The organism is Kitasatospora sp. MY 5-36, assembly GCF_001182915.1.
Classification (GTDB): domain Bacteria; phylum Actinomycetota; class Actinomycetes; order Streptomycetales; family Streptomycetaceae; genus Kitasatospora.
Map to the genome: position 1 here is coordinate 1 of NZ_LFVW01000404.1, position 10,673 is coordinate 10,673.

11 protein-coding genes and 1 pseudogene are annotated in these 10,673 nt (G+C 72.4%); 1 reads left to right on the forward strand and 11 read right to left on the reverse strand.

Annotated elements, in window-relative coordinates; all coding sequences use genetic code 11:
- From AE652_RS24305 to AE652_RS49520, 11 genes are all read right to left on the reverse strand, one after another.
- The coding region (locus tag AE652_RS24305) for a sirohydrochlorin chelatase (protein ID WP_049655032.1) at positions 1-344 on the reverse strand (344 nt) is incomplete at its 3' end.
- Between the two features lie 10 nt (positions 345-354).
- Positions 355-1,287 (reverse strand): ABC transporter permease, encoded by a 933-nt coding sequence (locus AE652_RS24310; protein WP_063780246.1) that lies wholly within the window; start codon positions 1,285-1,287, stop codon positions 355-357.
- Entirely contained in the window at positions 1,274-2,077 is an 804-nt protein-coding gene (locus AE652_RS24315) for an ABC transporter ATP-binding protein (protein WP_049655033.1), read from the reverse strand. The genes AE652_RS24310 and AE652_RS24315 overlap by 14 nt, the downstream gene beginning before the upstream one ends.
- Positions 2,078-2,219: 142 nt before the next feature.
- Positions 2,220-3,383: an aliphatic sulfonate ABC transporter substrate-binding protein gene (locus AE652_RS24320; protein ID WP_049655034.1), complete on the reverse strand. Its 1,164-nt coding sequence runs from the start codon at positions 3,381-3,383 to the stop codon at positions 2,220-2,222.
- A 246-nt stretch (positions 3,384-3,629) separates the two neighbouring features.
- Positions 3,630-4,961 carry a sulfate adenylyltransferase subunit 1 gene (locus AE652_RS24330; protein WP_049655038.1) on the reverse strand — a complete coding sequence of 444 codons (1,332 nt, stop codon included), beginning with the start codon at positions 4,959-4,961 and terminating at the stop codon, positions 3,630-3,632.
- Complete coding sequence (gene cysD, locus AE652_RS24335; protein WP_049655041.1) at positions 4,961-5,920, reverse strand: sulfate adenylyltransferase subunit CysD; 960 nt, start codon at positions 5,918-5,920, stop codon at positions 4,961-4,963. The genes AE652_RS24330 and cysD overlap by 1 nt, the downstream gene beginning before the upstream one ends.
- Positions 5,917-6,498: an adenylyl-sulfate kinase gene (gene cysC / locus AE652_RS24340; protein ID WP_049655048.1), complete on the reverse strand. Its 582-nt coding sequence runs from the start codon at positions 6,496-6,498 to the stop codon at positions 5,917-5,919. The genes cysD and cysC overlap by 4 nt, the downstream gene beginning before the upstream one ends.
- Before the next feature lie 62 nt (positions 6,499-6,560).
- Positions 6,561-7,262 (reverse strand): phosphoadenylyl-sulfate reductase, encoded by a 702-nt coding sequence (locus tag AE652_RS24345; RefSeq protein ID WP_049655043.1) that lies wholly within the window; start codon positions 7,260-7,262, stop codon positions 6,561-6,563.
- Positions 7,243-7,425, reverse strand: a complete 183-nt coding sequence (locus AE652_RS24350; RefSeq protein WP_030060859.1) for a hypothetical protein — start codon at positions 7,423-7,425, stop codon at positions 7,243-7,245. The genes AE652_RS24345 and AE652_RS24350 overlap by 20 nt, the downstream gene beginning before the upstream one ends.
- The gene (locus tag AE652_RS24355; protein WP_049655045.1) at positions 7,422-9,146 is read right to left on the reverse strand and encodes a nitrite/sulfite reductase; all 1,725 of its coding nucleotides are present in this window, start codon (positions 9,144-9,146) and stop codon (positions 7,422-7,424) included. Before AE652_RS24355 ends, AE652_RS24350 begins: the two co-directional genes overlap by 4 nt.
- Before the next feature lie 198 nt (positions 9,147-9,344).
- A complete protein-coding gene (locus AE652_RS49520; protein ID WP_310593185.1) occupies positions 9,345-9,428 on the reverse strand; it encodes a putative leader peptide in 84 nt (27 codons plus the stop codon).
- A gap of 213 nt (positions 9,429-9,641) precedes the next feature.
- Between AE652_RS49520 and AE652_RS24360 the strand changes: the two are divergent.
- Positions 9,642-10,673 (forward strand): annotated as a pseudogene (locus tag AE652_RS24360) (YihY/virulence factor BrkB family protein); the annotation flags it as partial.

The window sequence follows — 10,673 nt, forward strand, 5'->3', positions numbered from 1 at the left end:
GAGCCGACCGCGAGGCCGGCCTCGGCGAGGCGGCGGTCCAGGGCGGCCAGCAGCAGGGGGGAGGGGCCGAGCACGTCGGCGACCGGCAGCCGGGAGCCGGCGGCGCGCAGGGCGGCCGGGATGTCGTGCTTGGCGTGGAAGGCCCGGTTGAGCAGCAGCGGCACCGCCACCGCGTCCGCGAGCCGTCCGACCACCTGGGGGATCCGCGGCGCGCAGTGGTCCAGGTAGGCGGTGGCGACCTCGGTGCCGGGCCGCTGGGCCCGCACCTCCTCCACGAGCGCGGCCACCGTCGCGGCGTGGCGCGGGTCGCGGCTGCCGTGGGCGATCAGGAGGAGGGCGGGCATCAGCGCTGCCTCACTTGCCGGTGGCCAGCAGGCCGCGGTTGCGCAGCACCCGGCGCTCGACGGGGGTGAAGACGAGGAGCTCGATGGCGATGCCGACGAAGAGGATGAGGATGATGCCGAGCAGGACGCCGGACATGTCGGAGAACTCGCGCTGGTCCTCCAGGAAGCGGCCGAGGCCGCGGCCCAGGTCGGGGGAGGAGGCGACGAGTTCGGCGGCCATCAGGGAGCGCCAGGAGAAGGCCCAGCCCTGCTTGAGGCCGGCGAGGTAGCCGGGCAGGGCGGCGGGGATGAGGACGTGCCGGGCGCCGGTGAGGCCGGTGGCGCCGAGGGTGCGTCCGGCCCGCAGGAACAGCGGCGGGACCTGGTCGATGCCGGCGACCAGGCCGTTGGCGATGGAGGGGACGGCGCCGAGCAGGATGACGGCGTACATCATCGAGTCGTTGATGCCGAGCCAGATGACGGCGGCGGGCACCCAGGCGACCGAGGGCAGCGACTGCAGGCCCTGCAGGACGGGCCCGATGGCGGTGCGCACCGGTCTGATGCGGGCGACGACGAGGCCGATCGGGGTGCCGATCACCACGGCGAGGAGGAAGCCGGACAGGCCGCGCCAGACGCTGGTCCAGATGATCGAGAACAGCGTGCCCTGGTACCAGAGGTCCTGGGCGGAGCGCCACACGTCGGCGGGGCTGGGCAGCTTGTAGGAGGAGGTGAGCTCCAGGCTGTACGCGCCCTGCCAGAGCGCGAGCACGACGAGCACGCCGATCAGCGGCGGCAGGGCCTTGCTGCGCAGGGCCTCGCCGAGGGAGCCGCGCTGTGCGGTGACGGCGTCGAGGGCGTCCAGGCCGGCGCCGACGCCCGCGGTGTCGGCGGCCCTGTCGTTCCGGTCGTGCTTGTCGTTCCTGTCGTTCTTGTCCAGGACGGGGGTGGTGTCAGTGCTGGCCATGGCGACGGATCTCCCCACGCAGTTCTTCGGTGATCTCGATGGACAGGTCGGCGACGCCGGCGGACTCGATGCGGCGCGGCTGGGGCAGGTCGATGTGCCATTCGCGGGCGACCCGGCCGGGGCGGGAGGAGAGCAGGACGACCCGCTGGGCGAGGCGGACGGCCTCGCGGACGTTGTGGGTGACGAACAGGACGGTCAGCTGCCGTTCGGCCCAGATCCGGGTGATCTCGTCGTGGAGGACGTCGCGGGTGATGGCGTCGAGGGCGGCGAAGGGCTCGTCCATGAGCAGGACCTTGCTGCCCTGGGCGAGGGCGCGGGCCATGGCGACGCGCTGGCGCATGCCGCCGGACAGCTCGTGGACGCGCTTGCCGTACGCGCCGTCCAGGCGGACGAGTTCGAGCAGCCGCTCGGCTTCGGCGCGGCGCTCGGGGCGGGCGACGCCGGCCAGCTTGAGGGCGAGTTCGATGTTCCTGCCGGCGGTGAGCCAGGGGAAGAGCGCGTGCTCCTGGAACATCAGCGCGGGGCGGCCGCCGGGCACCTCGATGCCGCCGGCGGTGGGCCGGTCGAGGCCGGCGACGAGGTTGAGCAGGGTGGACTTGCCGCAGCCGGAGGCGCCGAGCAGGGTGACGAACTCGCCGGGGGCGACGTCGAGGGTGATGTCGTCCAGGACGTGGGTCTGGGCGCCGGGGCGGCCGAAGGACTTGTGCACGTGCGAGATCCGGACGGCGGGCGCACCGCCGTGGGCGTCGGCGCCGGGGGCGTCCGCCGAGGTGGTCAGTGCCGGGGTCATCCGGGCACCTCCTGGATGAGTGGTCTGGCGAGGTCGGGGCCGTGGCCCGGGCCCCGCCCGTCCCGGTGGGCATCGATCGGGGATCGACCGGGCGGGCGGGGGCCGGACCGCGGAGTCGTGACGAACGGCCTTGCTGCGGACGCTACTTGGCGCCGAGTCCGGCGTCCGCGACGGCGGGCCGGCCCTCCGCGGCGAGGACCTTGTTCAGCAGGGTGAGGTCGTAGATGCCGTTCAGGTTGGGCTTCTTGAGGAGCCCGGCGGTGACGGCGTGGTCGGCCTCGGCCTGGAGGGTGTTCGCCAGCGGGTCGTCCAGGAAGTCGATGTCGGCCCAGGCCGGGTCGAGGATGGCGGGCTCCAGGGAGTTGCCGGCCTCCTTCTTGATCGCCTCGTTGGCGTCGGCCTTGGCCTTGTCGGAGTTGTCCTTGATGAAGGCGTTGGTCTTCACCGAGCCGCGCAGCACGGCCTCCACCACGTCCGGGTGCTCCGTGAGGAACTTCTGCGAGACGATGATGTTGGTGATCACGAACTTCTTGTCGGGCCAGACGTCCTTCTCGTTGAGCAGGACCTTCGCGCCGAGCGTGACCAGCTTGGAGGCGGTGGGCTCGGGCACCCAGGCGGCGTCGATGGAGCCGGACTTGTACGCGTCGGGGGTGACCTTGTTGTCGGTGCGCACGACCGAGACGTCGCCGGCGCCGGTGGCCGCGTCGACCTTGTAGCCCTTGCCCGCCAGGTAGTTGAGCAGGGCGACGTCCTGGGTGTTGCCGAGCTGCGGGGTGGCGATCTTCTTGCCCTTGAGGTCGTCCAGGGTGGCGATCTTCTCCGGGTTGGCGACCAGCTTGACGCCGCCGGAGGCCGAACCGCCGATGATCTTCAGGGACTTGCCGTCGGACTTGGTGTAGCCGTTGATCGCGGGGGAGGGGCCGATCCAGCCGATGTCGATGGAGCCGGCGTTCAGCGCCTCGATCTCGGCCGGGCCGGCGTTGAAGACCTGGGTCTTGACCTGGGTGGCGCCGAGCTCCTTCTGGAAGAATCCCTCCTGGAGGCCGACCAGCGGGGTGCCGTGGGTGAGGTTGGCGAAGTAGCCGATCTTCACCGTGTCCGCGGACAGCTTCGCGCCGGAACTCCCGGCGGTGGCAGCGGTGTTGGCCTTGGCGTCGGAGGACTTGTCGTCCGCCTTGGAGCCGTAGCTGCAGGACGACAGCAGGGCCGCCACGGTCAGGCCGGCCGCGGCGGCGGCCGCGGAGCGTCTGATCCGCCCGGCGTCGGGGCGGGTGCGGGTATGCGGGAGGGCCGGGTTCGGTGCCATGGCGAGAGTCCTGTTCGCGGACGGACCGTCAGGAGGCGGTCTCGGACGGACGGTTGGAAGGTGGTGCGCGCGGCAGCGGTGTGCCGGGGGCAAGCCGGGCGGCTGTGGGGGGAGACAGCCCGGTGACAGGGCGTTCTCAGCCCCGTCGGCCCGCACATCGGGTCAGGCCGCCCTGGCCGCTGCCGAGGACGCCGCTGCCGATGCGGCCGCCTTCCTTGTCCATGCCCGAGAACGCCTCGCTGGGCATCAGACCCAGTCCTCCTCGTCGGGTGTGCCGGTGGTGGGTACGGTGGCGAAGGCCTCGCCCGCCATGCCGGCGGTGAGGGGGGTGCCGTCGGCCGGGTCGATGAGCAGGAACGACCCGGTGCGGCGGTTGTCGGAGTAGCCGTCCAGGGCCAGCGGCTCGGCGGTGCGCAGGACGACCCGGCCGATGTCGTTGACGTTCAGCCCGTCGGGGGCGGGGCGCTGTTCCAAGCCCCCTTCGCCGATCGGCGCAGTGATGTCGATCCGGTAGGCGACGTCCTTGACCAGCGCCCGCACGGTGCGGGTGGTGTGCTTGAGGAGGACCTTGTCGCCGGCGCGCAGCGGCCGTTCGCTGAGGTGGCTGACGGTGGCCTCGATGTCCTTGGTGGGGACGGGCACGGGGCCGGCGGCGATGAGGTCGCCGCGGGAGACGTCCAGGTCGTCGGCGAGGCGGACGGTCACCGACTGCGGGGCCCAGGCGGCGTCGGCCTGGCGGCCGAGGGCGTCGATCCCGGCGACGGTGGTGGTGTGGCCGGACGGCAGGACGGTGACGGTGTCGCCGACGCGCAGCACGCCGGACGCCAACTGGCCCGCGTAGCCGCGGTAGTCGGGGTGCTCCTCGGTCTGCGGGCGGATGACGTACTGGACCGGGAAGCGGGCCGGCTCGGCGCCCGGGTCGCTGCCGACCGGCACCGTCTCCAGGTGCTCCAGCAGGGTCGGGCCGCCGTACCAGTCCATGTGCGCGGACGGCTCCACGACGTTGTCCCCGGCGAGGGCGGAGATCGGGACCGCCAGCACGTCCTTGACGCCGAGCGAGGCGGCGTAGGCGGTGAACTCGGCGGCGATGGCGGCGAACACGGGCTCGGCGTAGTCGACCAGGTCCATCTTGTTGACGGCGAGGACGACGTGCGGCACGCGCAGCAGGGCGGCGACGGCGGCGTGCCGGCGGGTCTGCTCGACGACGCCGTTGCGGGCGTCGACGAGGACGACGGCGAGTTCGGCCGTGGAGGCGCCGGTGACCATGTTGCGGGTGTACTGCACGTGCCCGGGGGTGTCGGCGAGGATGAACCGCCGGCGGGGCGTGGCGAAGTAGCGGTAGGCCACGTCGATGGTGATGCCCTGTTCGCGCTCGGCCCGCAGGCCGTCGGTGAGCAGGGCGAGGTCGGGCGCCTCCTGGCCGCGGCTGCGGGAGGCGTGCTCGACGGCCTCCAGCTGGTCGGCGAGCACCGACTTGGAGTCGTGCAGCAGTCGGCCGACGAGGGTGGACTTGCCGTCGTCGACGGAGCCGGCGGTGGCGAAGCGCAGCAGCGAGGTGGCGTTGGTGGCGGTGCTCATTAGAAGTATCCCTCGCGCTTGCGGTCTTCCATCGCGGCCTCGGAGAGCTTGTCGTCGGCCCGCGTCGCACCGCGCTCGGTGAGGCGCGAGGCGGCGATCTCGGCGATGACGGCCTCGATGGTGGTGGCGTCGGAGTCGACGGCGCCGGTGCAGGACATGTCGCCGACGGTGCGGTAGCGGATCAGCCGCCGCTCGACCGGCTCGTGCTCCTTGGGGCCGCCCCAGTCGCCGGCGGTCAGCCACATGCCGCTGCGGGCGAAGACGTCCCGCTCGTGGGCGTAGTAGATCTCCGGCAGCTCGATGCCCTCGCGCTCGATGTACTGCCACACGTCGAGCTCGGTCCAGTTGGACAGCGGGAAGACCCGCACGTGCTCGCCCACCGCGTGGCGGCCGTTGTAGAGCGACCACAGCTCGGGGCGCTGGCGGCGCGGGTCCCAGGCGCCGAACTCGTCGCGCAGCGAGAAGACGCGCTCCTTGGCGCGGGCCTTCTCCTCGTCGCGGCGCCCGCCGCCGAACACCGCGTCGAAGCGGTTCGTCTCGATGGCGTCCAGCAGCGGCACGGTCTGCAGCGGGTTGCGGGTGCCGTCGGGGCGCTCGCGCAGGACGCCGCGGTCGATGAAGTCCTGGACGTGGGCGACGTGCAGGCGCAGGCCGTGCCGCGCGGCGACGCGGTCGCGGTAGTCGATGACCTCGGGGAAGTTGTGCCCGGTGTCGACGTGCAGCAGCGAGAAGGGGACGGCGGCGGGCGCGAAGGCCTTGAGCGCCAGGTGCAGCATGACGATGGAGTCCTTGCCGCCGGAGAACAGGATCACCGGGCGTTCGAACTCCCCCGCGACCTCGCGGAAGATGTGCACCGACTCGGCCTCCAGCGCGTCCAGGTGGGACAGCGCGAAGGGCCCCCCTGAATTCTGGTTGGGGTCGCCGGCGGTGCGGACCGGGCTGTCGGTCTCGGTGGTCATGCCAGACCCCTCTCGGTCAGGAAGGCGTGCAGCTCGGCGGCGGACTCGGCGACCGCGCGGCCCCGGGTCTGGAGGCGCAGCTCCGGCCGCTCCGGGGCCTCGTACGGGTCGTCCACGCCGGTCAGGCCGGAGATCTCGCCGGCCGCCTGCTTGGCGTACAGGCCCTTGACGTCCCGTTCGGCGCACAGCTCGACCGGGGTGGCGACGTGGATCTCCAGGAACTCGGTGCCGGCCGCCGCGTGCCGCTCGCGCACCGCGGCGCGGGAGTCCGCGAACGGGGCGATCACCGGGGCGAGCACCTTGACGCCGTTGGCCGCCAGCTTCTCGGCGACGAAGCCGATCCGGGTGACGTTGGTGTGCCGGTCCTCGCGGGAGAAGCCGAGGCCCTTGGAGAGGAACTCGCGGATCTCGTCGCCGTCCAGGACCTCGACCTTGTGGCCCTCGGCGCGCAGCCGCTCGGCGAGGGCGAAGGCCAGGGTGGTCTTGCCCGCGCTCGGCAGCCCGGTCAGCCACACGGTGGCGCCGCGCTCGCACGGGGCGGCCGTGCGGGCCGCCTCTGCGGCTCCGTCGGCGGCCAGGGTGTCAGCTGTCACGGTTCTTTCCTTACACGAGGATGGACGGACGATCAGAACGGATCGAATCAGAGGTGGATGCCGCACTCGGTCTTGCCGGAGCCGGACCAGCGGCCGGCCCGGGCGTCCTCACCCTCGCCCGGCTTGCGGGTGCAGGACAACGGGGAGCAGCCGATCGAGGTGTAGCCCTCCCACAGCAGCGGGTTGAGCAGCACGCCGTGGGCGGCGACGTAGGCGTCCACGTCCTCCTGGGTCCAGCGGGCGATCGGGGCGATCTTGACCTTGCGGCGCTTCGGGTCCCAGGACACCACGGGGGTGTTCGCCCGGGTCGGCGACTCGTCGCGGCGCAGCCCGGTCGCCCAGGCGTCGTAGCCGGCCAGGCCCCGGTTGAGCGGCTCGACCTTGCGCAGCGAGCAGCACAGGTCCGGGTCGCGGTCGTGCAGGGCCGGCCCGTGCTCGGCGTCCTGCTCGGCCACCGTCCGCAGCGGGGTGAGCGTGATGACGTTGACCGGCATGGTCGCGGCCACCGCGTCGCGCGTCCCGAGGGTCTCCGGGAAGTGGTAGCCGGTGTCCAGGAACACCACGTCCACCCCCGGGAACACCGAGGACGCCAGGTGGGTCACCACCGCGTCCTCCATCGAGGAGGTGACGCAGAACCGCGCGCCGAAGGTGTCCGCGGCCCACCGCAGGACCTCCTGGGCGGTGGCCTCCTCCAGCTCGCGGCCGGCCCGGACGGCTATCGCCTCGTGGTCAGTCGCGGTGCTGCTCATGTGACGTACCCCCGTGGTTGGTCGGTGACAGCAGGCCGAGGAACTTCAGCTGGAAGGCGCGGCGGCACCCGTGGCACTCCCAGGCGCCGTGCCCGGCCTCGGAGGGGCGCAGGTCCTCGTCCCCGCAGTAGGGGCAGAAGAAAGGGGCAGCGCGCTCACTCACGAGAGCTGCTCCTCGGTCGCCCGGGCCGCCCACTGGGCGAAGCGCTCGCCCTCGGTGCGGTCGGCCTGGTAGCGGGTCAGCACGCGCTCGACGTAGTCGGGCAGGCCCGCGCTGGTGACCTTGAGGCCGCGGACCTTGCGGCCGAAGCCGGCCTCCAGGCCGAGCGCGCCGCCGAGGTGGACCTGGTAGCCCTCGACCTGCTCGCCGTGCTCGTCGGTGACCAGCTGGCCCTTGAGGCCGATGTCGGCGACCTGGATGCGGGCGCAGGCGTTCGGGCAGCCGTTGATGTTGATGGTCAGCGGCTCGGCGAACTCCGGCAGGCGCTGCTCCAGCTCGTCGATGAGCGTGCGGCCGCGCTCCTTGGTCTCGACGATGGCGAGCTTGCAGTACTCGATGCCGGTGCAGGCCATGGTGCCGCGGCGGAACGGCGAGGGGGTGACCCGCAGGTCGAGCGCCTCCAGGCCGGCCACCACGGAGTCGACGTGCTCCTCGGCGATGTCGAGGACGATCATCTTCTGCTCGGCGGTGGTGCGCACCCGGTCGCTGCCGTGGGCGGCGGCGAGGTCGGCGATCCGGCCGAGCAGCTTGCCGTCGACCCGGCCGACGCGCGGGGCGAAGCCGATGTAGTAGCGGCCGTCCTTCTGCCGGTGGACGCCGACGTGGTCGCGCCAGCGGGCGGCGGGCTCGGCCGGGGCGGGGCCGTCGAGCAGCGGGCGCTCGAGGTACTCCTCCTCCAGGACCCGGCGGAACTTCTCCACGCCCCAGTCGGCGACCAGGAACTTCAGCCGGGCGCGGTTGCGCAGGCGCCGGTAGCCGTAGTCGCGGAAGATGCCGATGACGCCGCCGTAGACGTCCGCGACCTCGTCCAGCGGGACCCACGCGCCCAGCCGCACGCCCAGCTTGGGGTTGGTGGACAGGCCGCCGCCGACCCACAGGTCGAAGCCGGGCCCGTGCTCGGGGTGGACCACGCCGACGAAGGAGACGTCGTTGATCTCGTGCGCGACGTCCAGCAGCGGGGAGCCGGAGACCGCGCTCTTGAACTTGCGCGGCAGGTTGGAGAAGTCCGGGTTGCCGATGAAGCGGCGCTGGATCTCCTCGATGGCGGGCGTGCCGTCGATGATCTCGTCCTCGGCGATGCCGGCCACCGGGGAGCCGAGGATGACGCGCGGGGTGTCGCCGCAGGCCTCGGTGGTGGACAGGCCGACGGCCTCCAGCTTCTGCCAGATCGCCGGGACGTCCTCGATCCGGATCCAGTGGTACTGGATGTTCTGGCGGTCGGTCAGGTCGGCGGTGCCGCGCGCGTACTGCTCGGAGACCTCGGCGACCGCCCGCAGCTGGGGGACGGTCAGCCGGCCGCCGTCGATGCGGACCCGGAGCATGAAGAACTCGGCGTCCAGCTCGTGCGGGTCCAGGATCGCGGTCTTGCCGCCGTCGATGCCCTCCTTGCGCTGGGTGTAGAGCCCCCACCAGCGCATCCGGCCGCGCAGGTCGGCGGGGTCGATGGAGTCGAAGCCCCGGTGCGCGTAGATCGTCTCAATACGTGTCCGCACATTGAGACCGTCGTCGTCCTTCTTGAACTGCTCGTTGGCGTTCAGCGGGGTGTAGTGGCCCATGCCCCACTGGCCCTCGCCGCGGTGGCGGGTCACCTTGCGGGCCGCTGCGGGGCGCCGCTCGGCGGCGCGGTCGGCCGTGGGCTCGACGGTCTCGGGGGAGGTGGCCATGGTGAAGTCCTTCTGGGCGGATGGCGCTGCTGCCGAATGGGTCGCGGGGCGTGTCCGGCCGTGCGGTACCGCTCTGACCTGCGGATTTCAAGGTCTTGAGGGCGGTGGCCGGGACCGGGCGGGCGCCTGCGCATCCGCTGCGGCGGGGATGGCGGGAAGGTCGGCGCCGGGTGCGGTGGTGCGGCGGAGACGGGGGGCTCAGGTCACCGGACAGATGGCGCTGGACACGCGAAGGAGATCGACGTGGAGTCGACCTACTAGGGTGGTTCCGGCGCTAGGCATGGCAAGAGATTCGCACGGCGCGGGACTCGCGGTCCACTAACATCCAGATACTGGACTCTGAGGTTTCGTCATGTGGGACATCCGGATGTTCCCGCCGCTCCCCGCCCGGACGTCCGGCGACGCGTCCGGCGACGCGCCCCCACCCCGCCCGGCCACGCGCCCGTACCCCCGGGGAGATCAACCGCCGGGCCCCGGCCCGATACGGTTGGCCCTGTGCAAGCAGCAGGCGATACGAGCAGAGCGAACGCCGAGCGGCCCTCCCGGCGGCGGGGCAAGGGCTCCCGGCGCGCGGCCAAACAGGCCACCTGGCGCCGCACGGCGTGGGAACTGATCAGGGACACCACCAACACCTGCGTCGAGTACCGGGTCACCGGGCTCGCCGCGGAGGCGGCCTTCTTCACCCTGCTGTCGATCCCGCCGCTGCTGCTCGGGCTGGCCGGCACCCTCGGCTACCTCGACGAGTTCGTCGGCGCGGGCACCATCGCCGGGCTCAAGAAGAGCATCCTCTCGGCCTCCGGGACGGTGCTGTCGGACTCCTCCGTCAACGAGGTCGTGGTCCCGCTGCTGGACGGGGTGTTCGACCGCACCCGGCCCGACCTCGTCTCGATCGGCTTCCTGCTGTCCCTGTGGTCCGGCTCCAGGGCCCTCTACATCTTCATCGACACCATCACCGTCATGTACGGGCTCGACGGCAAGCGGGGCATCGTCAAGACCCGGCTGATGTCGCTCAGCCTCTACTTCGGCGCCCTGGTGATCGGCTCGCTGGTGCTGCCGCTGCTGATGGTCGGTCCGGGACTGCTGGAGAACGCCGTACCGGGGGTGTCCGGGCTGGTCGGCGCGCTCTACTGGCCGGTCGCCATCGTGCTGCTGACCGTCTCGCTGACCACCCTCTCCACCTGGCCGTCCCGGTCTCGACCCCGTGGCGCGAGGACATCCCCGGCGCCCTGGTCGCCCTGGTGGTGCTGGTCTTCTGCAGCGTCGGCCTGCGGGTCTACCTGGTCAGCTCGGTCGAGGGCCCCTCGGTGTACGGCTCGCTGGCGGCGCCGGTGGCCGTCCTGCTGTGGATCTTCGTGGTGGCGCTCGCGGTGCTCATCGGCGCCGCGATGAACGCCGCGATAGACCGCCGCTGGCCCACCCTGGAGACCGCCGACGCGCGCGCCGAGAACGAGCGCGCCCACGAGGAGGCCGCCGCCGCCGTGGTCCGCGAGGTCGCCGCCCGGCGGGCCGCCGAACGGGCCCGGCGCG